The organism is Pseudomonas sp. 20-5 (assembly GCF_056782835.1).
The window spans coordinates 4,237,223-4,257,544 of record NZ_CM165584.1 but is presented as its reverse complement, the minus strand read 5'-3'; the positions used below and the strand labels follow the sequence as shown (position 1 = coordinate 4,257,544).

At 68.5% G+C, this 20,322-nt stretch carries 20 protein-coding genes; 4 read left to right on the top strand and 16 right to left on the bottom strand.

From position 1 onward, the window contains the following. Positions 1–104: 104 nt before the first annotated feature. The 13 genes from AC1RB9_RS19545 to AC1RB9_RS19485 all read right to left on the bottom strand — a co-directional run bounded on the left by AC1RB9_RS19545 (position 105) and on the right by AC1RB9_RS19485 (position 15,540). The gene (locus AC1RB9_RS19545; RefSeq protein WP_003082501.1) at positions 105–740 is read right to left on the bottom strand and encodes an alpha/beta fold hydrolase; all 636 of its coding nucleotides are present in this window, start codon (positions 738–740) and stop codon (positions 105–107) included. Continuing rightward, a complete protein-coding gene (locus tag AC1RB9_RS19540) occupies positions 737–1,966 on the bottom strand; it encodes an MDR family MFS transporter (protein ID WP_003082502.1) in 1,230 nt (409 codons plus the stop codon). The genes AC1RB9_RS19545 and AC1RB9_RS19540 overlap by 4 nt, the downstream gene beginning before the upstream one ends. After that, positions 1,963–2,922, bottom strand: coding sequence for a clavaminate synthase family protein (locus tag AC1RB9_RS19535; RefSeq protein ID WP_003082503.1), 960 nt, complete (start codon positions 2,920–2,922; stop codon positions 1,963–1,965). Before AC1RB9_RS19535 ends, AC1RB9_RS19540 begins: the two co-directional genes overlap by 4 nt. Continuing rightward, positions 2,919–4,517: an asparagine synthetase B family protein gene (locus AC1RB9_RS19530; RefSeq protein WP_003123124.1), complete on the bottom strand. Its 1,599-nt coding sequence runs from the start codon at positions 4,515–4,517 to the stop codon at positions 2,919–2,921. Before AC1RB9_RS19530 ends, AC1RB9_RS19535 begins: the two co-directional genes overlap by 4 nt. Then, on the bottom strand, positions 4,517–5,995 hold the full coding sequence (locus tag AC1RB9_RS19525) for an ANL family adenylate-forming protein (RefSeq protein ID WP_003449160.1): 1,479 nt from the start codon (positions 5,993–5,995) through the stop codon (positions 4,517–4,519). Before AC1RB9_RS19525 ends, AC1RB9_RS19530 begins: the two co-directional genes overlap by 1 nt. Positions 5,996–6,004: 9 nt before the next feature. Next, a complete protein-coding gene (locus tag AC1RB9_RS19520; protein WP_003112447.1) occupies positions 6,005–6,751 on the bottom strand; it encodes a class I SAM-dependent methyltransferase in 747 nt (248 codons plus the stop codon). Next, entirely contained in the window at positions 6,748–8,115 is a 1,368-nt protein-coding gene (locus AC1RB9_RS19515; RefSeq protein WP_003082506.1) for a 2-isopropylmalate synthase, read from the bottom strand. The genes AC1RB9_RS19520 and AC1RB9_RS19515 overlap by 4 nt, the downstream gene beginning before the upstream one ends. Further along, a complete protein-coding gene (locus AC1RB9_RS19510; RefSeq protein WP_003116358.1) occupies positions 8,112–8,990 on the bottom strand; it encodes a phytanoyl-CoA dioxygenase family protein in 879 nt (292 codons plus the stop codon). Before AC1RB9_RS19510 ends, AC1RB9_RS19515 begins: the two co-directional genes overlap by 4 nt. After that, positions 8,987–9,601, bottom strand: coding sequence for an alpha/beta fold hydrolase (locus AC1RB9_RS19505; protein ID WP_003109228.1), 615 nt, complete (start codon positions 9,599–9,601; stop codon positions 8,987–8,989). Before AC1RB9_RS19505 ends, AC1RB9_RS19510 begins: the two co-directional genes overlap by 4 nt. Next, positions 9,595–10,857, bottom strand: coding sequence for a hypothetical protein (locus tag AC1RB9_RS19500; protein WP_003449163.1), 1,263 nt, complete (start codon positions 10,855–10,857; stop codon positions 9,595–9,597). The genes AC1RB9_RS19505 and AC1RB9_RS19500 overlap by 7 nt, the downstream gene beginning before the upstream one ends. Next, the gene (locus AC1RB9_RS19495; RefSeq protein WP_071535885.1) at positions 10,854–12,674 is read right to left on the bottom strand and encodes a non-ribosomal peptide synthetase; all 1,821 of its coding nucleotides are present in this window, start codon (positions 12,672–12,674) and stop codon (positions 10,854–10,856) included. Before AC1RB9_RS19495 ends, AC1RB9_RS19500 begins: the two co-directional genes overlap by 4 nt. Before the next feature lie 719 nt (positions 12,675–13,393). Beyond that, positions 13,394–14,551 carry a murein transglycosylase A gene (gene mltA / locus AC1RB9_RS19490; protein WP_003082509.1) on the bottom strand — a complete coding sequence of 386 codons (1,158 nt, stop codon included), beginning with the start codon at positions 14,549–14,551 and terminating at the stop codon, positions 13,394–13,396. A gap of 95 nt (positions 14,552–14,646) precedes the next feature. Then, a complete protein-coding gene (locus AC1RB9_RS19485) occupies positions 14,647–15,540 on the bottom strand; it encodes a LysR family transcriptional regulator (RefSeq protein ID WP_003116363.1) in 894 nt (297 codons plus the stop codon). An 85-nt stretch (positions 15,541–15,625) separates the two neighbouring features. Here AC1RB9_RS19485 and AC1RB9_RS19480 point away from each other — a divergent pair, with 85 nt between their 5' ends. After that, positions 15,626–16,405, top strand: coding sequence for an NAD(P)H-dependent oxidoreductase (locus tag AC1RB9_RS19480; RefSeq protein ID WP_003159815.1), 780 nt, complete (start codon positions 15,626–15,628; stop codon positions 16,403–16,405). A gap of 7 nt (positions 16,406–16,412) precedes the next feature. Here AC1RB9_RS19480 and AC1RB9_RS19475 read toward each other — a convergent pair whose 3' ends face one another. Further along, positions 16,413–17,039 (bottom strand): NAD(P)H-dependent oxidoreductase, encoded by a 627-nt coding sequence (locus AC1RB9_RS19475; RefSeq protein ID WP_003082512.1) that lies wholly within the window; start codon positions 17,037–17,039, stop codon positions 16,413–16,415. Positions 17,040–17,144: 105 nt separating this feature from the next. On the opposite strand from AC1RB9_RS19475, the gene AC1RB9_RS19470 reads away from it, so the two are divergent. After that, a complete protein-coding gene (locus AC1RB9_RS19470) occupies positions 17,145–17,753 on the top strand; it encodes a TetR/AcrR family transcriptional regulator (RefSeq protein WP_003133652.1) in 609 nt (202 codons plus the stop codon). A gap of 38 nt (positions 17,754–17,791) precedes the next feature. Continuing rightward, a complete protein-coding gene (locus tag AC1RB9_RS19465; protein WP_003120541.1) occupies positions 17,792–18,640 on the top strand; it encodes an aminoglycoside phosphotransferase family protein in 849 nt (282 codons plus the stop codon). A gap of 76 nt (positions 18,641–18,716) precedes the next feature. Here the strand turns inward: AC1RB9_RS19465 and AC1RB9_RS19460 are convergent, their stop codons facing one another. After that, positions 18,717–19,067 (bottom strand): hypothetical protein, encoded by a 351-nt coding sequence (locus tag AC1RB9_RS19460; protein ID WP_003086702.1) that lies wholly within the window; start codon positions 19,065–19,067, stop codon positions 18,717–18,719. 109 nt (positions 19,068–19,176) lie between these two features. Next, positions 19,177–19,983: an AraC family transcriptional regulator gene (locus AC1RB9_RS19455; protein WP_003082516.1), complete on the bottom strand. Its 807-nt coding sequence runs from the start codon at positions 19,981–19,983 to the stop codon at positions 19,177–19,179. A 133-nt stretch (positions 19,984–20,116) separates the two neighbouring features. Between AC1RB9_RS19455 and AC1RB9_RS19450 the strand changes: the two genes are divergently transcribed. Next, positions 20,117–20,314, top strand: coding sequence for a DUF1656 domain-containing protein (locus AC1RB9_RS19450; RefSeq protein ID WP_003082517.1), 198 nt, complete (start codon positions 20,117–20,119; stop codon positions 20,312–20,314). Positions 20,315–20,322: the final 8 nt, after the last annotated feature.

The following is a 20,322-nucleotide window of genomic DNA, read 5'->3' as shown; positions in this document are numbered from 1 at the left end:
TGGGCCCGTCGCCGCTCGTTTGCGCGAGGGGGGCGGGCGGTTGATGGGGTCATCATCCGTCAGATCATTGCGATAAAAAAGCGCGTATTTTTGGCTTTATCTATCTAATTATTAGATTCGATAAGGGCGCGAAGGAAGCGCGGGTCCGCCAGTGCGGCGAGGTGCCCGCCCGGGTATTCCCGCACTCGCGCGTCCAGGCGGTGGGCGAAGGTACGTTGCAGCGGCGGCGGGCTGAGCCGGTCGGCGGCCGCCACAACGTAGGTGACCGGGCAGGCTGGACGAACCTGCCGCGGCGAGTCGATCAGCAATTGCGCGGGTTCGCTGGCGCTGGTCGGCACCTCGGCGCCGAGCAGTTCGAGGAAGCCGGCGCGGTCTTCCAGGCGGACCCGCCCTCCGAGCGGGTCGAGGCGGCATAGCCCGAGGAGATTGTCCTGGCCGCTGTCCTGGTAGCTTTCCAGCGCGCCGCCGCCCTCGCTGACCAGCGCGCTGAACAGGTACAGGTGCGCGGCGCGCTCGCCCAGGCGGGCCGCCAGGCATTGCGCCAGGTAGCCGCCGAAGCTGTGGCCGCAGAGTATCACCCGCTCCTCGCCGGCCAGCGTGGCGGCGGCCTGGTCCAGCCAATGCGCCAGGTCGCATCCGGGCGCGTCGCGCAGATGGTCGCAGCTTCGCCAGCCGGCGCCTTCCACGGACCAGGCGGAGCGGCGCAGGAAAAATCCCGAGACCAGCAGCGCGCCGCTCATCCGCCGGCCCGCTCGGCCTGGCGCAGGCCGACCGCGCCGACCTGCAGCAGCATGATCACCCCGCACAGCGCGGCCAGGCCGAGGTACAGCGCCTGGCTGCCGGCATGGTCGAGCATGATCCCGCCGTACAGCGGTGCCAGCGCGGTGCCGAGGCTGTAGAGATTGGCCGCGCCGAAATAGCTGCCGCGCAAGTCGTCGGGGGTCAGTTGGTCGACCTCCACGCTGAAGGTCGGGAACACGATCAGTTCGCCGAGGCTGAGCACCACCGTGGCCAGCGCCAGGCCGGCGAACAGGGTCACCGGGGTCCAGGCGAAGCCTAGCTGGGCCAGGAGCATGAGCAGCATGCCGAGCATCAGGCGGCCGCCGGTGCCGGTGTTTTCCAGCAGGCGGAGGAGGGGAAACTGGGCGACCACTATGGTCAGCGCGTTGATGGTCACCAGCAGGGCGATGCTGTTGACCACGTCGGGCAGACCGCTGCGGGTGAGGTACTGCACGAGGGTCGAATCGAAGGTGGCGTAGATCAGCGCGGCCAGCATGTTGCACAGCAACAGCAGGGTGAAGGCGCGATGCCGGGCCATGCTCAGGCAGGCTTCGAGGAACCCCGTCGAGGATCGCGGGGCAAGGCTGCGCCGCTTAAGTTCGAGGTGGTGCAGCAGGCGCCAGAGCAGCAGGCCGTAGCAGAAGTAGACCAGCGCGGTGACCAGGAAGGTGCCGGCCTGGGCGGCGACGCCGAGAGTCAGGCCGATCAGCGGGCCGAGGGCGGCGCCGAGGTTGATCAGGAAGTACCGGCAGTAGAGCGCCAGTTCCCGCGAGCGGCGATCCTCGACGCGGTCGCCGATCAGCGCCTTGCAACTGGATTCGAGCAGGGCGCAGCCGATGCTCACCCCGGAGATCGCCAGTCCGTAGGACAGCGGCTGGCCGCTGAAGCCCAGCAACACGAAGGAAAGCCCGCTGAGGCTGGTGCCGAAGAAGATCAGGCGCTTGCGCCCGAAACGGTCCGACAGCCAGCCGGTGTAGATGCCGCTGAGCGCGCCGCAGACGGTCGCCAGCGCCAGCAGCAGGCCGATGGCGCTGGCGGACAGCCGGAACTCGCGCCACAGCAGCAATGCCAGGAACGGCCAGACCATGAAGTAGGCGCCGCGGGTCAGCAGCGTACCGACGAGCATCACGTGGATTTCCGTCGGCAGGGCGCGGAAGCGTTGCACGCTGAAGGTGTTGTCGCTCACGGGCGGGGCTCCTGGGCGAGGGGACGGATGCCGCCGCGCAGGCTGCCGGCGGCTACCTGGTGGAACAGCGGCAGGAAGCTTTCCGGCAGTTCGCGGGTGAACTCGCTGCTCAGCCAGCAGCGCAGCAGGCAGCGGCGCTGCCGCTCGTCGTCGCTGAACTCGGTGCGCGCGTGCAGGGTGGTGTGGTTGTTCACCAGCACCAGCATGCCCTTGCTGAAGTCCAGTTCGGCATAGCCGTCGGCGCGTTCGATCGCCTCGTCCAGGCCGTCGAGCATGCTTCGCACCTGCGGGGCGAGGCTTAGCCCGTGGCGCGTCACCGATTCGTTGAACTTGCGGATATAGCGCAAGACGAAGGTCCGCGGGGTTTCCGTGAGCAGCGGCACCAGCGCGTAGTCGGCGTCGCCTTCGTCGCGCAGGTCGTGGGGGATCGGCTGGCCGAGCAGGGGCAGCCAGGCCGGATTGGCGGCTTCCAGGGTGGCGAGGACGTCGGCCGAGGAACGGATGCGGAAGGCGCCGCCCCGGCGTGCCGGCGACCAGCAGGCGAGCACCGTGAGGTCGGCGCGATCGGAGTGGAAGGCCAGTTCCTGGCTGGTCAGGTGGCCGCGCTGCGGCGCGTCGCGGGCGTCGCGCAGGCCGAGGTCGCGCACTTCCTTGAGGTACTCGCCGTTGCGGTTGATCGCCACGGTGCGTCCCAGCCATTGGCAGAATGCGCGGAACACCCGCTGGAATTCGTCCTCGGCGAGTCCGCGCAGCAGCGCGGAATCGTGCAGCAGCACGCCGCTTCCATGCTCCAGTTCGTGATGCAGGCGCTGGCGCAGGAGAGCCTCCGCGCTATCCGCGGGACGCCGCTCCAGCAGGCGCGCGAACAGCGTTTCCAGGCCGGCGGCGAAAGCGGCCGAAGCGCAGAACACCGCGTTGCCCCGCCAGGGCGCGGGGCGACGATGGATGGTTGTCATAGCGAGGCTCCGTATTCCTGCTGCCAGAGCGACAGGGTGGTGAGGGTGAACAACTGGTCGCCGGGCAGCGCCGCGACGCTCGGTGCATCCAGGCCTTCCAGGCCGAGGTCGTGGAGCGCCGGCAGGCGTTCGGCGAGGTGCCGGCGCATTTCCCCGAGGGCCTGCGGCCAACGTTCGAACGGCAGGCGGAAATGCCGTTTCGGCTGCGCCTGCCAGCGTTTCTCGCGCTGCTCCAGGAGCGCCACCAGCGGTGCCTTGGCGGTGTCGCCGACGATCCGCTGGAGGCGCCCGGCGCGCTGCGCCAGGGCGCCATGCAGGTAGGGGGTGCGCGCTTCGATGGTGCGCGACATCAGCAGATGGTCGGCGCGGCGCAGCAGCGGCTCCAGCGAGTAGTGCAGGTCGAACTGGCCGATCGCCGCCTCGAGGCCCTGGCCGAGGGCCTCGTGGGCGAGTTCCTCGATCCGCTCGGCGACCCGTCGGCCCGCCGGTTCCGCCAGCAGCGCGGCCTTGCGCCGGTACTCGCCGAACCAGGCGGCGGCGAAGCGCCGCGGTTCCGGTGCGTCGCGCCGGCGCCAGAGTTCGAGATGGCGCGGGTAGCCCCAGAACAGTTCGTCGGCGCCTTCGCCGAGAAGCACGCAGTGATAGCCCTGCTCGCCGATACCGTCGGCCAGGCGCTGGTACATCAGCAGGCTGGACATCCGTGTCGCCCCGCCGAAGTTGCCGACCGCGCGACGCAGCAGCGGCATGAAGGCTTCCTGGCGCAGCTCGAAGCGTTGCAGCCGAGGGTGTGGCAGCAGGCTTTCCTCGTCGCCTTCCAGGCACAGGTGAAAGCGTTGCAACTGCGGGTCCAGGTAGCTGCCGAGCAGGTTGGAATCGACCCCGCCGCTGACCAGCAGGGCGCAGGGGCGGAAGGTCTGGCGGCAGCGTTCGAGGGTTTCGCCGAGCTGCTCGTCGAGGCTGTCCACCTCGCTGGCCGGGGCGGTGGCCAGCCGCTGGCGCTGGCAGAGGCGCGGACGCTCCTGGGAGAGATCGAAGCGCAACACCTCGCCGGGCAGCAGCAGACGGACCTGCTGGAACAGGGTCTGGCCTTCCAGCGGCACGCCGGCGGCGACCACCTGGGCGATCGCCTCGGCGTCGGCGCGGGCGCCGCCGAGCAGGTGCAGCAGCGCCCGCGGCTCGGAGGCGAAGGCCAGCAGGCCGCGCTCGGGCTGGTAGCTGTAGTACAGCGGCTTGATGCCGAACTCGTCGCGCAGCAGGGTCAATTGCCGGGTCTGCGGGTCCCAGCTGGCGAGGGCGTACATGCCGTCCGGCAGTACCCCGCGCTGCAAGCCGTCGAGCAGCAGGCGGATCTCGCCATGGATTTCGCAGCCGGCCTGGTAGACCTCGCCGTTGTAGGCGACCCGCCGCTGGCCCTCCTGCGGCGGCAGCGGTACCGCCGCGGCGCCGGACATCGGCAGGCGGGTCATGCCGATGGCGCCGTTCGGCAGGGCCGCGATGCCCTCGCCGAACGGGCCGCGATGGGCCAGCAGGCGTAGCGCTCCGGCGAAGCGCGAGACACTGAAACCGGTGCCGACGTAACCGAGGATGCCGCACATCACGAGGCTTCCCGTTGCAGCAGGGCGGCGAGCGCACGGCGGTCGTGCTTGCCGGCGCCGTTCAGCGGCAGGGCCTGGTGCGACAGCACCACGCGCTGTGGCGCGCGGAGGGTGCCGAGCTGCTGCTGGAGCCAGGGCAGGAAGGCGAACTCGACCTGCGGCGCGGTGTGGATCACGGCGACATAGTCTTCGCCATAGAGCGGGCAGTCGACCTTCAGGCAGCAGACGTCGATCACCTCGTCCAGGCCGTTGAGCGCCCTTTCGCATTCATTCAGGTGGAACAGGTTGCCGCCCTTGTTGATGGTGCCGTCGCAACGGCCGAGGACGTGCACGCAGCGGTCCTCGTCGAAGTAGGCGAGGTCCTGGGTGTTCAGCCAGCCGTCCTCGAGCACCTGGGCGGTCAGGTCGGGGCGGTTGACGTAGCCGGAGAACAGGCTCGGCGTGCGCACCCACAGGCGCCCGCGTTCGCCGCTGCCCTCCAGCGGGCGGCCGTCGGGGTCGGTCAGCTTGAGTTCCAGGCCGATGGCAGGTCCCACCGAGTTGTCGAACGCATCGCCGCGACGCTTGCCGAAGAGGAAGGCGAAGCCGCACTCGCTGAGGCCGTAGATGTTCGCCAGCGCCGCGTAGTCGCGCTGGAAGGCCGCCTGCAGGTCGGCGTCCAGGCGCGCCGAGCCGGCGACGCAGAGCAGGCGCTGCAACGGCAAGCGGCGCGGCGGCGGGGAGCCTTCCTTGACCATGTGGTTGACCACCGGCGGCACCAGGTAGAGGAAACTGATGCCGAAGCGTTCCACGCATTCCCAGAAGCCTTCGCTGTCGGCCCAGCAGTGCAGCGGCAGGAGCACCGCGCTGCCGCCGTACAGCAGCGGGAAGAGGAAATTGATGCCGAGGATGCCCAGGCCGCTGATCCGGTAGAAGCAACCGGAGCGCGTGTGCTCGCCGATGCCCAGGCAGTCGCGGCCGATGCGGTAGGCATGGAGCATGGCCTGCTGGCTGAGTTCGATGCCTTTCGGCTGGCCGGTGGTGCCCGAGGTGAACAGGATCATATGGCTGTGCGCGGCGCGGTCGAGCCGGCGCGTCGCGCTGCGCTCGAAGTCCAGCGCCAGGCGCAGCCCGGCCAGCGCGCCCTCGAGCGGATGTTCGCTGGCCAGCGCGTCCAGGCGCATCTCGTCGACGATGGCCTGCTTCGCGGCCTCCCCCCACTCGGGATCGATCAGCACCAGATGCTTGCCCGCGCGCATGACCGCATAGATCAGGCAGAGGTTGCGGTAGCTGTTGTCGAGCAGCACGCCGACACTGCGGCAGGCATGCGCGGCGATCTGCTCGGCGAGGGCATCGACCTGGCGGTCGGCGTCGCCCCAGGTGTATTCCAGCGGTCGCTCCGGCTCGCGGGCGTCGATCAGGAACGGCCGCCGCGGGTCGGCGCTGCCGAGATGGCGGAGGGTGCTGTCGAGCGATACGGGTACGGGGAGGCTGCTCATGCCGGCTCCTCAGCGATTCAGCGCGGTGAAGGCGTGGATGTCGAAGTTCACCGCCACCTGCGGCGCGCTCTCGATCTCGCGCACCGCGGCGATGAAGCGGTCGGCGTAGTCTTCGCCGCCTTCCTGCTCGATGTAGCGGGTCACGTAGCTGGTGGAGAGGAAGAACAGCGCGACCTCCTCCGGGCTGAGGAAGATGATGTTGGCGAACACTTCGCGGCGGCAGTCGCGCAGGTGCGGGCAACTGCCCATGATCTCCAGGGTGTCGTCATAGCGGGTCAGGCGCGGATCACGGTGTTTGGCCCACTTGTTCACCAGTTCGTGCTCGATGAAGTCGCGCAGCGGCCCGTAGGCGATCGGGAAGTCGTACTTGTAGGCGCAGAACAGCCCGCCGGGGGTCAGCCAGTCGGCCATGCGCGTCAGCACCTGCTTGCGGTCCATCCAGTAGAAGGAGGTGGCGCTGGTGACCAGGTCGAAGCGGCGTTGCGGCGCGAAGGTTTCCGCCGGCGACACGCTGAAGCGGATCTCCGGGTAGTTCTCGCGGGCCTTGGCGATCAGCGCCTCGCCCAGGTCGCTGCCTTCCACGTAGCGGAACCAGGGTTGCAGGCGGACGGTCGAGACGCCGTTGCCGCAGCCGATGTCCAGCGCCGCTTCGCGTGCCGGGGCGCGTTCGGCGAGGTTGCGGTAGAGCGAATCCGGATAGGCGATCTTGCCGCGGACCACGTTGTAGGCGTCTGCGTGCTTGTCGAACTGCTTCATTGGGTAATCTCCAGTAGGCTCTCGTGGTAATCGCCCTTGTGGACGAAATTGATGTAGGTGCCGCTGCCGCCGAGGTAGCGGTAGCTGTGCTCGACGCCGGCGGGGATGAACACGCTGGCCGGGCTCTGCAAACGGCGCAGTTGGCCGCCGAGCAGGACTTCCACCTCCAGGCCGCGGTAGTCCTCGTCGCTGCCGAGGAACAGGAACACCGAGTCGCAGTTGTGCACGTGGCTGTCGACGTGGCCCGGCCCGCCGTCGCCGACGTCGTGGAACTGGCGGGCGATGAAGTAGAACGGCGAGCCGTCGAGCAGGCGCCGGTCGAGCATGACGAAGCGCTTGCCGGGGCCGTGGCGGTGGTACTTCAGTTCGCTGGCGGATTTCTCGAAAGGCGTGAGGAACAGGGATTGGCGGTGCATCGGCGTGTAGCGTTGCAGCGAGACGCGGCCGTTGATCAGTTCCGGATCGAAGGCGCTGTAGGCGTCCTGGTTTTCCTGCATGGCCAACTGGTGCAGGCGGGCGACATGGACGAAGGCGTTCTCGCCGACCACCGGGTGCATCGGTGAACGCTTGATCCGGCTGTGCGCCTCGACCAGCTCGGAGACCGCGAGGACGTTCTTCAGGTTGAAGCGGTCGGCGGCGAACTTGGTGTGCAGCAGGGTCAGCAACTGGAAGGTGTCGGTGATCCCGGCGCGTTCGCCGATCCCGTTGCAGCTCGCCGAGTGCCACTGGACCCCGGCCTGGATCGCCGCCAGGGTATTGCCCAGGGCCAGGCCGCGGTCGTTGTGCACGTGGTACTCGAAGACCACGTCGGGGAACTCGTGGCGCAGCAGCGAGAGCACGTCGAAGGTCTCGTCCGGCAGCAGGATGCCGACGCTGTCGGCGAAGCAGATGCGATCGGCGCCGGCGTCGCGCGCGGTGGCGATCATGCTGACCAGGTCGCTGACCGAGGTGCGCGCGGCGTCTTCCACCGTGGCCCGGACCCGCAGGCCGCGTTCGCGGGCGTAGCGGATCGCGTCGTGGAACAGTTCGAGCACCTCCTCGCGGCTCATGCCCTTGAACTTGGTTTCCAGCGAGATCGCGTTGATCGAGGCGAACAGCCCGACCCACTGCGCACCGGTTTCCAGCACCGCGTCGATATCCTCCCGGCGCGCCCGGGCGTGGGCCAGCACCGGCGTGGAAACCGCCGCCACCACGGCGCGTACCCGCTCGCGTTCGTCCGCGGAAATCCGCGGGTGGCCGCACTCGATCATATCCACCCCCAGCGCCGCGATTTCCCTCGCCAGCTGGACCGACTGCGCGCTGTCGAAGCTGCACTGGCGGGCCTGGCACCCCTCGCGCAGGGTGCAGTCGATGACCCGGATCATCGTCTCGCTCCCGCGTCCGAGGCCGACAGCGTCGCCAGCCGCGGCTCCCTGATGAAGTCGTGGATCTTCGGCGCATGGCCGAACTGGCGGGAGAAACGGGCGAGGAAGGTGACCATCTTCAGCGAGTAGTCGCACAGCTGCGGAAGATAGTGGTCGAGGTTGTCCTCGGTGATTGCCTCGTCCGGGAACACGCTTTTCAGGTTGGAAGCGATCCAGGTTTTCATGCTGTCCTCTCGATTCAGTTGGTGGAATTCGTCGTCGTCGACGAAGACGATCGGCATGCCGATGCGCAGCTGGCCGCTGCGGTTGTTGTGGCTGCCATGTGCGGTGCGGGCGGGCCAGACCAGGACGTCGCCGGCGTCCAGCTCGGCATCCACCAGTTGCTCGCGGGAAATGCCGTTGGCCTGGAGGTCGATGCACTTGAACATCGGGTAGGCGAGGTCGAACTCGTGGGGGAAGATCGTGCGGTCGTCGGGGTAATAGAACATCCCACCGTTGTCGTTCCGCGACGGGGTCAGGGCGACCCAGAAGGTCTGCGCGCTTTCGTAGCGCTTCTCCCATAGCGCGATGTCCTGGTGCAGCGGGATGTAGGACTCGTCGGCGTGGCGCTTGATGAACGCCGCGTGGCGCAGCAGGCGCGGCTTGCGCAGATGGTCGCGGACCAGCGCGTCGAGCCCGGAGCGGGCGAACCAGTCGTCCCAGAAGAGCGGGTCGTGGCGGTGCAGGTTGCGCACCTTCTTCGCCTCGCGGCGCTCGTCGTCGGCGATGTCGAATTCCGGTTCCAGCGCCGGGTCCGGCCGCTGCGCCGCGGCGAGGATCCAGTCCAGCGCCTGTTGGCGCAATTGCGGGGATACCACCTGCCGATAGTGTTTCATTGGACGGACTCCTTGCTGACGGTGTGGACGATGAAATCGATCACCGCCGGGTCCTGCAGGGCCAGGTGGTGCGGACGCTCGCAGGGGAAGGTGTCGAGCCGCTCGATCAGGTCGCACCAGCGTTCGGCGGCCGGGTCGCGGCCGGCGTCGTCCCGGCAGCGCACCCAGCTGGCGCGGGCGAGGCGATGGCGGGGCTGCCAGCGGCCGAACAGCTCGACATTGCGCAGCAGGACCTCTTCGCGCAGTTCGCCAAGCTCGCTCATCAGGGCGATCCATTCGCGCATCTCGGCGCTCAGCCAGCGCTGGTATTGCTCGCTCGGCGGCATTCGCCGCAGGGCCGGCCAGGGCAGGTGGCTGTCGATCATCAGCAGGCGGCTGGCCGGCAACTGGCGGGCCATCTCGTAGCCGACCAGGCCGCCGAAGGAATAGCCGATCAGCCAGTCCGGTTCTTCCGCCAGGCCGTCGAGTACCTGGCTGGCGAGGGCTTCGATGCTGGCGTAGGCATCCAGCCGGTGGTAGTCGACCAGCCGGCAGTCCGTTGCGCCGAGGCGTGCCAGCAGCCCGCGGAAGCAGCTCGGGTGGCCGATGAAGTCAGGCAGCAGGATCAGCATGGGCGTAGCGCCTCGGCCATGGCCGCCGCCAGCGCCAGGGTCCGTTCGCGGCCGAAGCGGCTGGCCAGGCTGGCGTCCCAGCCGCCGTCGTCGCGCCGGACCAGGGTCAGGGTCAGCGGCAGGCGGCTCTTCAGTGTCGGCCGGTGGATGAACCCGGCGCTGCGGAATGGCTGGTCGATGACATTGATCATCACCTGGGCGCCGGCATAGCGCAGCCCGGCCCGTTCGGCGATGGCCTCCGCCGGCAGCAGGCTGTGCTCGAAGGCCTCGAGCCTGTGTCGTTCGAAGGTGTCCTCGGCGGTCGCGGCGTCCAGCAACAGCGGCACCAGGTTCAGCCAGCAACCGGAAACCGCCGTGCCTCGGCGACTGCGCAGGCTGACCGGGGTCAGCGCCAGGACCTTGCCGGTGGCGCCCTGGCTGGCCAGGGCGAGAGCCAGGGCGCAGGCGAGCCGGGTCAGCAGGGCGGCTTCGCCGCCTCCTGGCGTGGCAGCCAAGCGGAAATCCTCGCAATGGCTGGCGAGCTCCGCCCAGGGCAGGCTCGCCAGTTCACGGAACGCCTCGCCGCGCTCGCTCCAGTAGTCTTCCAGCCTGGTCCTGCGCTCGCGCAGCTGGCGCTCCAGGCGCCATTGCTGCTGGAGGAAGCCGAACTCGGGGGCCGCCGCTTCGGTCGTGGGGTCGGCGTTGAGCACGGCCAGGCGGGCCAGCAGCACGCTGGCGAAGTCGGCGTCGGCGACCAGGTGATGCAGCCAGACGCCCCAGCGCGCACGTCCTCCGCAGCGCCCGTGGAACAGTCGCAGCAGGCCGCGCTCGAACAGGGAATGCGGGCGTTGCAGCAGCGCTGCGATGAGCGCGTTTTCGTCGGCGAAGGGGCCGACTTCCAGCGCCGGGCTCTCCTCGGGCTGCCCGTGGACGACCAGTTCGAAACCTTCCGCGCCGCTGTCCACCTGGCTGTCGAGCAACGGGAACTCTTCGCGCAGGCGCCGTCCCAGGCGCGTCAGGTCGGATGCCGGCACCTCGGCCGGAGCCAGGTAGCAGAGGCCGAAGCGGGTCAGGTCGGCGCCGAGCAGCTCGCTGAAGACCATCCCGCAGGACCAGGGCGACAGGTCGACGCGCAAGGACTGCGCGGCCTCATCCGGCATCGGTTGGTGCCGCAGGCGGTCGCGCTCGGAGGGGGACAGGCGGTGCCAATCGCCGACCACCACCAGGTGCTCGCGGAACCAGTGGTAGCGCACCTCCGCGGAGAGGCCGACGTTCATGCCGCGCTCCTCGACAGCACCAGCGGCTGCTCCGGCGTCGCCGCCCGTTCCAGCAGACGCTCCGGCGCCAGGCCGTGGCTGCGCAGGAGACGGCTGAACTGGTCGAGGCGCGAGTTTGCCTGCAAGTCGGCGAGTCCCAGGTTTGCTCCCGCACCCGCCGATTGACAGAGGGCGACCAGTTGCAGGGCGAGCAACGAGTTGCCGCCGCAGAGGAAGAAATCCTGGTCGGCGGCGCCGACCTCGCAACCCAGCAATTCGCTCCACAGCTGCGCGCAGCCGCGTTGGTCGGGATCGAGCGCGCTGGCGCAGCGCTCCAGCGGTTCTTCCAGGCGGCGCAGCAGGGCGGCGCGGTCCAGCTTGCCGTGCGCCGTCAAGGGCAAGGCCTCGACCCGGACGCAGGCATGCGGGCGCTGCCAGGTGGGCAGTTGGCGGAGCAGGGCCTGCGGGCTGGCGTCGGCTTTTCCCGTCCAGGCGCAGAGCAGTTGCTTGACGCCGTTGCGCTCGCGGACCAGCAGGGCGCAGTCGAGGATGCCCGGCTGGCGGCGCAAGCGCTGTTCCAGGGCGGGGAGGTCGAGGCGATAGCCGTTCAGCTTGACCTGGCCATCGCCGCGGCCGATGAAGCGCAGCCGGCCCTGCTCGTCGTAGCGAGCGCGGTCGCCGGTACGGTAGGCACGCAGGAGGCGGCCGCGATAGGGCAACTCGACGAAGCTGGCGCGGGTGCGCGCCGCATCGTTCCGATAACCCTGCGCCAGGCCGGCGCCGAAGGCGACGATCTCCCCGGCCCGGTCGGGCTCGGCGATCTCCTGTCCGTGCTCGTCGAGCAGGAGCACCGCGGTGCCGGCGATGGCCTTGCCGATGGGGATGTCGTCTTCCTCGAGGTCGTCGTCGGTGACGACATGGCAGCAGGTGAAGGTGGTGTTCTCCGTCGGTCCGTAGCCATTCACCAGGTGCAGTCGCGGATGCCGCAGCAGCGCCCGGCGCACGTGCGGCACCGAGAGGATGTCGCCGCCGGTGAGCAACTGGCGAAGGCCGCCGAGACAGTCCGGGTCGAGGTCCACCAGGGTGTTGAACAGCGAGGCGGTGAGCCAGGCGCTGTCGGCTCCGCGCTCGCCGATCAACTGGCGCAGCACGCCCGGGTCGAGGGGGCCGAGGTCGTTCAGCACGCAGCAGCCGCCGTTGAGCAGCGCACCCCAGATCTCCAGGGTCGCCGCATCGAAGGACAGCGGCGAGTTCACCAGGAAGCGCATCTGCGGAGCGAACGCGAGGAACGACTGGCCCAGGCACAGGCGGGTAATGCCGGCGTGGGTGCAGGCGATGGCTTTCGGGCGGCCGGTGGTGCCCGAGGAGAAGTTGATGTAGGCGATCTGGTCCGCCGCGAAGCATGGCCGGGCGACCGAGGCTGGAGCGGCAGGCAGGTGCCTGACCGGGACGCAGGGAAGACCGTTGGCGGGCGTCGGCGTGGTCGAGCAGTCGAGGATCAGGCGGCAGTCGACCTGCCGGCACAACTCTGCATTCCAGGCCGCCGGTTGTTTCAGGTCTATATATAAGTAGTGATGGCCGGATAACAGTATGGCGAGCAGACAGGTAATGCTTTCCCGAGAATATTCGCCGTACACTCCAAGACAAACTCCCGGCTGCGGATAATGCTCGAGAAGATAGTCTGAAAGTTGTTCGGCGCTATCCAGGAGTTGCCGATAGTCGACACTTCCGAAACGGTCCCTGATGGCTTCGCGATGGGGATGAAGCGCTGCCATTTCGCTGAAGCGGGCCACCACCGTCGGGTGCGCGTACAGGTCGAGCAGGGAGTTCTGGGACATTCTGGCAATCGCCTTTTTTCGAAAAAATGAGTCCATCTGCCGGCTTCTTCGGCTAAATGAAGGGTTTTTGGTTTTTCGTAAGGACGGCGGCCGAGTCTTCCCGGGAACTGCCAGTCGTCCGCCGCCCACCGGCTCGCTCACGCGAGCGGCAAGCGTCGAGGCGCCTTGCCCGGAAAAAACGTTATGGAAATACGGAGTGCCGTCGACTCAAGGGCAGTCAACTGCTGCCATGCAGACTTATCGTCAGGAAAGAGAGAAAAGCGATGAGAATGGATTCACGGTCACGCATTGCACTTCCACCTTGCGTTGGGTTTCCGAAGTGTTTCGCTGTGTGTGTTTTTATATGTTTCGTGGGTATTTAAAATAAGATACAAATTTCCCCTCACAACTATGAGAATTGGTAGTTGGCGAAAGGGCGCCATGAGGGGCGTCGAAGCGTGCCGGCTGATGGCTTTTTGCCGAGGCAGGCGGCCGCGGCTACGCCTGCCGGGGGTAGCACGGACAAGTGGTGTCGGGGGGCCTGGCCGCTGCGGCGAGGCGCGGAGGTCCGGCTGGCGCGGCGATCATCACAGAAGATTCTGCGGCGTCATTCATCGTTTGAATGGTTGCTGCCGCAAGCGCGCCCGGCGCCGTCGATGCTGGTCGGCGGTGTCGGGCGCTCGCTGGCGTTGCGTTGGCCAGCCGTCCCGGCCGGGTGCGTAGGCACCGGCCGGAGGTTTTCAGGAGGCGGGCAGCGGCGCACCCTTGGGCCATAGCAGCCAGAGCCGGCCCGGCTGCTTCATGTGTCCGGCGAGTTCGCCGGCGGCGTCGCCGGTGCCCCAGAACAGATCGGCGCGGACCTCGCCGACGATGGCCCCGCCGGTATCCTGGGCCGCCACCGGACGGACCACCGCGCTGCCGTCGTCAGGGCGGGTGGTGGACAGCCACATCAGGCTGCCCAGCGGAATCACCTTGCGGTCGATGGCCACGCTGTAGCCGTCGGTCAGCGGTACGTTCAGCGAGCCGCGCGGACCTTCGTCGCTGTCCGGGCGCAGGCTGAAGAACACGAAGCTGGGATTGCTCGCCAGCAGTTCGGAGACCCGCTGCGGATTGGCCTCGGCCCAGTCGCGGATGCGCTTCATGCTGATCTCTTCCTTCGGCACCAGGCCCTGCTCGACCAGCCAGCGGCCGACCGGCTTGTACGGGTGGCCATTCTGGTCGCCGTAGCCGATCCGCAGTTGCCGGCCGTCTTCCAGCTGGATGCGCCCGGAACCCTGGATCTGCAGGAACTGCAGGTCCATCGGGTCGCCCAGCCAGGCGAGCACCGGCGCGCTGGAGCCGTTGTCGCGGATCGTCGCGGCGTCGTCGTAGGGTTTCAGCACCCGGCCTTCCAGGCGTCCGCGCAGGCGCTTGCCCTTGAGTTCCGGGTAGACGCTTTCCAGCGCGACCACCACCAGGTCGTCCGGTACGCCGTAGACCGGCACCGGGGTTTTTTCGCCCTGGCTCAGGCTGCCGTGGTAGACCGGTTCGTAGTAGCCGGTGATCAGGCCCTGGTCGCCGTTGCTGGAGGAACGCAGGCTATAGACCTGCATCCGCTCCTGGAGGAACGCGCGCACCGCCGTCGGATCGGCGGCGACCGTCGTGGCGCTCGCACAGGGCTCGCCCCATACCGGGTCCTTGGCCAGCCGCGCGCAGGCCGAGCGCCAGGCATTGAAGCCGGCGAGCAGGTCGGCGTCGCTGGTGGCCGGCAGGGCGTCCCAGGGCACGCTGTTGTAGGTGGTGACTTCGGCGGGTTTGGGCGGGGGCTCTTTCTTGCCGTCGTCGCATGCGGTCAGCAGGGCGGCGAAAGGGAGCGCGCAGAGCAGCAGGCGGCGCCAGGGATGGAACGGAAACTTCACGCCAAGGACTTCCTGGTGGTGGATCGAAGCCCGCTAGCTTGGGCAAAGCGCGACGGTGCGTCAAACCGCGGCGACGACCGAAGCGTATCGCCGCGTTACACCGAGGCGGCGATGAGTTCGCGCAGCCAGCGATGGGCCGGATCGCGGTGCGAGCGCTCGTGCCAGAGCATGGCCAGGTCGTAGCCGGGCACCTCCAGGGGCGCCTCGACCACCCGCAACCTGTCGCGCTCGCGTACCAGTCGCGACGGCAGCAGCGCCACCAGGTCGGTGCTTTCCAGCACCGCGCGGAGGAACAGGAAGTGCGGCACCGACAACGCCACCCGGCGTTCCGCGCCGAGTTCGGCGAGCGCCTGGTCGGTGGGACCTAGGAAGCCGCCGCCGTCGGGCGAGACGATCGCCTGCTCGAGGCGGCAGAACTGCTTCAGCGTCGGTCGCCGACGCAGCCCCGGATGCCCGGCGCGCCCGGCCAGCACATAGCGCTCGCTGAACAGCCGGCGACAGCGCAGTCCCGGCGGCGCTTCTTCGAGGGTGTGGAAGGCCAGGTCGATCTCGCCGCGTTCCGCCTGCCTGACGATTCGCGTCGGCGCCAGCTCCAGCACCGCCAGGCGGCTGCCCGGCGCCTGGCGGCGAAGACTGGCGAGGATCGGCAGGAGGATCGCCGACTCGGCGTAGTCGGTGGCGGCGACGCGCCAGGTATGCCGTGACTGCGTCGGATCGAACGGCGCGGCCGGCGCCACCGCCTGCTCCAGGGCTTCCAGGGCCAGGCGTAACGGCTCGCGCAGCTCCTCCGCCCGCGCCGTCGGGCGCATCCCGCGCGGGCCGGGAAGCAGCAAGGGATCGTCGAAGATCGCCCGCAGCTTGGCCAGGTGCACGCTCACCGAGGGTTGGGAAAAATTCAGGCGTTCCGCCGCGCGCGTCACATTGTGTTCGGTGAGCAGCACGTCGAGGGTCACCAGCAGGTTCAGGTCCAGTCGCCGGAGATTAATCATCAATATACCTGGAATTTCGGATATTCATTTCAACTATAATCCGGCGATGGCCGATCCTGCGCCCACCTTTTGCCGGAGATCCGCCATGAACGTACTCATCGTCTATGCCCATCCCGAGCCGCGCTCCCTCAACGGTGCGCTCAAGGACTTCGCGGTCGCCCGCCTCGAGGCGGCCGGCCATGCGGTGCAGGTTTCGGACCTCTACGCGATGGGCTGGAAGGCCGTGCTCGATGCCGGCGACAGCCTCGAGCGCGAGGCCAGCGAACGCTTCGATCCTTCCGCAACTTCCCTGCGCGCCTTCGAGAACGGTTGGCAGAGCGTCGACATCGCCGGTGAGCAGGACAAGCTGTGCTGGGCCGATACGCTGATCCTGCAATTCCCGCTCTGGTGGTTCAGCATGCCGGCGATCCTCAAGGGTTGGATCGATCGCGTCTATGCCTGCGGCTTCGCCTACGGGGTCGGCGAACATTCCGACAGCCACTGGGGCGACCGCTACGGCGAGGGCCGGATGCAGGGCAAGCGGGCGATGCTGGTAGTCACCGCCGGCGGCTGGGAGTCGCACTACGCCGCGCGCGGTATCAACGGACCGATGGACGACCTGCTGTTCCCCATCCACCACGGCATCCTGCATTACCCCGGCTTCGAGGTATTGCCGCCGTTCGTCGTCTATCGCAGCGGCCGGATCGACGCGGAGCGTTTCGCCGCGCTGAGCGAGCAGTTGGGCCGGCGCCTCGATGACCTGCAGCGCGCTGCGCCGATCCCCTTCCGCCGGCAGAACGGCGGCGACTACCTGATCCCGGCGCTGACCCTGCGCGACGAACTTGCCCCGCAGCGGGCCGGTTTCGCCATGCACCTGGCCGAATGACCTGGGGTCAGGCCTCCAGCGGCTGCGCCTGGGCGGCCCCCTGCGCGCCGCGTGCGGCGAAGAGCTGGCTGCCGATGTGCAGGGCCTGGTCCAGATGCCGGATCGGATCGGCGCTCTCCGACTCCAGCAACAGTTCGGAACGGACCACCCGTGCGCCGCAGTAATCGAAGATGCCATGGTCGATCTGGGTGCGCATCGCCCCGGCGTAGCCGTGCCGCTCGAAGGTGCCGGCATCGGCGCCGCCGACACCGACCAGCACCACGCGCAGGCGCTGCAGCTTTTTCCGCAGGTCGCCGCCGATGCTGTAGTCGAAGGCCCAGCCATTGGAGAACACGCGATCGATCCAGCCCTTGAGCAGGGCCGGCATCGACCACCAGTAGATCGGGTAGACCAGCACCAGGGTATCGGCGCGATCGATGCGCGCCTGCTCGGCGAGGACGTCGGCGGGAGGCGACGCCTGGCCGCGATGCACGGCGTGGTCGGCCAGGCCGAAGCGCGGCTCGAAGCCTTCCGCCGCCAGGTCGGCGGTTTCCGCGGAATGACCGGCGCGGACCACGCCTTCGGCGATGCGCGCGGCGAGGGCGTGGGTGAGAGAGCGGGGATGATGATGAGCGACGACGATCAGGGCATGCATGGGCGAATTCCTCCGGGAATTGCGGGAAGGGGGGCAAGTCGATAGTCTGGGTAAAACCTACCTTCTGTAGGTTACCTTTAGTAAGTTACTTTTAGTAGGTTATCTATGTCAATGCACTCCCCAGACGACCCGTCGCCACGCCGCCGCCTGTCCCGCGACGAGCGCCAGCGCCAGTTGCTCGAGGTGGCCTGGCGGCTGGTCCGCGAAGAAGGTACCGAGGCGCTGACCCTCGGACGCCTGGCCGAGCAGGCCGGGGTGACCAAGCCGGTGGTCTATGACCACTTCGGCACCCGCGCCGGCCTGCTGGCGGCGCTCTACCAGGATTACGACCTGCGCCAGACGGCGCTGATGGAGGCTGCCCTGGAAGCGAGCGAGGCGACCCTGGAGGGGCGCGCCGACGTCATCGCCCGCGCCTATGTCGACTGCGTGATGCAACAAGGCCGGGAGATTCCCGGGGTGGTCGCGGCCCTCGCCAGCTCGCCGGAGCTGGAGCGGATCAAGCGCGACTACGAGGTTCTCTTCATGGACAAGTGCCGCGCCGTGCTGGAGCCCTTCGCCGGCGGCGGACGGCTGACCGTCGCCGCTCTGCGCGCAATGATCGGCGCCGCCGAAGCGCTGTCGCACGCGGCCGCCACCGAAGAGATCGCCCCGGAAGAGGCGCGGCGGGAACTGTACGAGGCGATCGTGGCGATGGTCGCGCGGAGTCGTCGGTGAAGGAACCGCGTGCCCTGGAGGAATATCGCCGGGCGATAGTGGCGGCCTGTCCGGAGCTGGCGGACGCCACTTTCGCCATCCTGGCCTCGGGCTGGCATTCCACGGCGGTGGAGGTCGGAGGGCGCTGGGTGTTCAAGTTTCCGCGCGGCGCGGAGGCCGAGGCGGCGCTGCTGCGCGAGGCCGCCGTGCTACGCCTGGTGCGTCCGGCGGTGAGCCTGCCGGTGCCGGCGCCGCAGGTGTTTGCGGGACCGCCGCTGTTTTCCCGCCACGAGAAACTGCCTGGCGGTTACCTCCTGGGCGAGGACTACCGGCGCCTGGACGAACCCGCACGGCAGGCGGTCGGCGATGCGTTGGGGCGCTTCTACGCCGAGCTGCATCGACTGCCACCGGCGCGCATGCGGGCGGTTGGAGCCTTGCCGGTGCGTCCCTGGGAGTCGCCTGCGGCGATGCGCAGGCGCGCCTTGCCGCTGCTGCCTGCGGCCTGGCGCGAACGCGCGGAACGCTTGGTGCGGGAATATGCCAAGCTGCCTGCCGATCCGCTGGGTTCGATCTTCGGCTTCTTCGACGGCCATGGCTGGAACATGGCATTCGATAGCGAGGCCGGGCGGCTGAACGGTGTGTACGACTTCGCCGACGCGGGCATCGGTCCGCTGCACCAGGAATTCATCTATTCCGCGTTCATCGATGCCGACCTCACCGAGCGCATCGTCGCCGCCTACGAGCGCTTCAGCGGTCGGCGCCTGGAGCGTCGGCGGATCGCCTTGCTGACGGCGGCGCATCGGCTGTCGGAGCTGGCCGAGCTGGCCGACGAGCCGCGCCATCTGCCGGAGATGCTCGCCGGCGCCCTCGACGGCCTGGCCCTGGCGGAGGCGCAGGGCCTGGCCTGATGAGGGGACGCGCGGTTGTGCTGGGCAGGACGGATATGACCGCGTGCGGACATCCGCCGCGAAGTACCGCTACCGCTCAGAGATAGGCTTGCGCGCGGCGCCGCGAGCGCGGCATGCGGTTCTTCCCGGACAATTCGTTGAGACGCGCCTGCCAGGCCTTCCGGGCGGCATCGCGGTCCTGGCGCTGCGCGGCGGCGGGCCTGGCCTCGGCTTTCGGCCGCGGCGCGGCCTTGTCGGTCACTGGCGCAGCGGCGGTGGGGGTGACAGGGGCACTGGCCGGAGCGGCGTTTTCCTGGGCCTGGGCGAAGGCGTTGGTGCGCCGGCAGGTCTTGCAACTGACCTGGCCGACGTCGCTCGAGCCGTTCACGTTGCTGTCGCCGCGCCCGCAGGCTGCCTGGCCGGATTCGCTCAAGAAGTGCGTAACCATCTGATCCTCCTGGAGAAAAAAGGGCGGCATTATTCCCAGAAGTGTCTTCGAGTGCCAGCCTCGGGGGAGAACAGCTGACGAACTGCAAGACCTTTCCGTCGACCTCCGTTCAGTCGGCTGGCCGCCGCATGCTGTCGCGCACGTAGCGGGCCGGGGGGCTGCCGAGCGCCTTGCGGAACATGCCGATGAACGAGCTGACCGACTCGTAGCCGAGGATCTCGGCGGTGCGTTGCACCGAAACGCCGGCGGACAGTTGCTGCAGGGCGATGATGATCTGCAATTGCTGGCGCCACTGGCCGAAGGTCATGCCGGTCTCCCGGCGCACCATCCGCGCCAGGGACCGCTCGCTCATCGCCACTCGCCTGGCCCATTCGGCCATGCTGGCGCGGTCGCCGGGGGCGCGGGTCAGTTCGTCGGCGATGCGGCGCAGGCCGCGGTTGTCCGGCAGCGGCAGGTAGAGCTGTTCGGTCGGCGCCTGTTCCAGGAGTTCCAGCAGCACCCCGGCGAGACGTGCGAGCGGGCCGTCGTGCGGATAGTCCTGCGGTTGCGCGCTCAGGTGCAGGATCAGTTCGAGGACCAGCGGCGACAGGGCCAGGGTGCAGCAGTCGCTCGGCAGGCGTGCCGCCCCCGGCTCGACGAAGAGGAAGCAGACCTTGCCGTTGGCGGTGACCCGGTTGCTATGGGCGATGCCGCCGGGAATCCACACACCGAACCCGGCCGGCACCATCCACAGGCCATCGGGCACCGTGCAGGTGATGCCGCCGCGGCAGGCCACCACCAGCTGGCCCTTGCGATGCCGGTGCACCGGCACTTCGGTGTCGTTGTGCCGGGCCTCCAGCTGCAGGGCCAGGGCCGGCTGGCCGAGCGCGTCGGGATCGAAGCGTTGGGCGAGGTAGGTCTGCGGTTCACGGCTCACGGCAGGTCCTGTGGTTGTCCGAATTCGATTATTTTCTGGCTGAGTAGTCGATATTTGCAAATCGCCACGACCCGTAGCCTGTGCTCCTCAACCCGACAGGAGCGGCCGACCGCTCCGCGCCCTCGATACCCTGGTGCCCTGCATGCTGAGCGAAGTCTCCGTTTCCGGCCTCTACGTGCCGCCATTGTTCCTCTACCTGTGCCTGGCGATGCCGCTCTACCTGCTGCTGGAGCGCCTCGCCTGGCGCTGGCTGGAATGCGCCTGGCATCCCGGCCTGCTGCGTTTCTTCCTGTCGTTCATCGTGCTGTCCGTGCTGGTGCTGAAGTTCTGAGCCGAGGT